Consider the following 1,916-nt stretch of genomic DNA (forward strand, 5'->3'; position numbering starts at 1 on the left):
CTCCCTCTCAATTTTTTCATTCTCATTAACCTATTACTGCCTTTTATTGTTATGTTATAATTTTTTAACCAGTTGATTGAAAGGAGGGTAAAATTAAGTATTTATCGGGAATGAGCCAGCCTCAATTTTAGTTTCATAGCTTAAAAGCAAAAGGATATTAAAGATATAAACGGAAATTTCAATTGGTTTTTAAATTCGTTTAAAGGAGGTTTATTATTATCATGAAAAAATGGATGATGTGGGGAACAATATTTATGTTAGTCGTTGGTTTAATTGGTTTGGCCTCGGCACAAGGAAGATGTGTACAAGTGGGGGGAACTCTTGTTCATGGTAGCGCCGGTGATGCTTACCGTTTAGATCCTGCTGATGTAACCGATGGTATTTCCGTATCGATGACCGATAATATTTTTGAAGGCTTAGTCCGTTATAAACCAGGGACTTCCGAAGTCGAACCAGCTTTAGCCGAATCCTGGGAAATTTCTCCCGATGGATTATCTTTTACGTTCCATCTTCGAAAAGGTGTCAAATTCCATGATGGAACCGACTTCAATGCAGATGCAGTTGTTTATTCTCTGAAGAGACAATTTGATCCTGACCATCCTTTCTTTAAAAATGGGGAATGGGCCTATTGGCAGTGGATGTTTACCGACGTCAAGGATGTGGTAAAAGTCGATGACTATACAGTTAAAATTATTCTCAGTCAACCCAATGCTACCATCATGACCAGCCTCGCTATGTTTACCGCTTCCATAGTGAGCCCGGCAGCCTGTGAAAAATATGGTGCTGATTTCTTTAAGAACCCGGTTGGAACTGGGCCTTTTAAGTTTGTCGAATGGGTAAAAGATGACCACCTCACTTTGGAAGTTAATCTCGACTACTGGGGTGGACGGGCATATGTCGATAAATTGATCTTCCGGGTCATACCTGATCCTTCGGTTCGTCTTATTGAATTAGAAAAAGGGTCTATCGATAGCATGGAATATCCAACTGCTGATGATTTGGAACGGATTAAAAATAATCCTAACCTCTATATACTAGAAGCACCGGGATTAAATGTTGGGTATTTAGCCATGAATATGGGTGAAGATACACCCGGATTTGAGAAACCTTTTGGCGATGTTCGGGTCAGAAAAGCCATCGCTCATGCTATTAATAAACCAGAAATTGTTGAATATCTTTACCAGGGAACAGCACTTCTGGCAAAGAATCCTATTCCACCGATTATGTGGGGCTACAATGATGCCATTGAAGATTATGAATATAATCCCGAAAAAGCCATCGAGCTCCTGAAAGAAGCTGGTTATCCCAATGGTTTTGAAACTACCTTCTGGGTCATGCCAGTTTCTCGCCCCTATATGTTCGATCCTCCCAAAATTGCCGAAGCTATTCAAGCTGACTTGGAAGCAGTTGGGATTAAAGCCAACATCTACTCGGTTGAATGGGGAACCTATCTCCAGGAAACCGAAGCTGGAAAGCATCCTATGTGCATGTTAGGGTGGACAGGAGATAATGGCGATCCAGATAACTTCATCTATGTACTGCTTGATAAAGATGCCGCTATCGTAGGAAGCGCAGGAAATGTTGCTTTTTATCGCAATGATGAATTACACGACATTCTAATTAAAGCTCAGCGTACCTATGATATTGCTGAACGTACTGCTCTTTATGAAAAAGCCCAGGAAATCATTCATGCCGATGTTCCTTGGGTACCAATCGCTCATGCCAAAGTATTCATGGTTTTCAAGAAAAACGTCCGTGGGTTTGTGATGTATCCCACCGAACGAAAGTTCTTTAATACGGTTTCAATTGAGCAAGAGTAAGCCTAGCCAATTATTTCATAATTTTTAAAAAAGGGTTCGGAAATAACCTCTTTCCGAACCCTTTTTATTTTCCTATCCTATAAATACCATTAAATG

1 protein-coding gene is annotated in these 1,916 nt (G+C 40.2%); it reads left to right on the top strand.

Annotation, left to right across the window (positions count from 1 at the left end):
• The first annotated feature begins 221 nt into the window (after window positions 1-221).
• Window positions 222-1,820, top strand: coding sequence for an ABC transporter substrate-binding protein (locus PLK24_RS11150; RefSeq protein WP_324479152.1), 1,599 nt, complete (start codon window positions 222-224; stop codon window positions 1,818-1,820).
• Window positions 1,821-1,916 lie beyond the last annotated feature (96 nt).

Source organism: Atribacter sp. (assembly GCF_035418125.1).
Taxonomy (GTDB): Bacteria; Atribacterota; Atribacteria; order Atribacterales; family Atribacteraceae; genus Atribacter; species Atribacter allofermentans.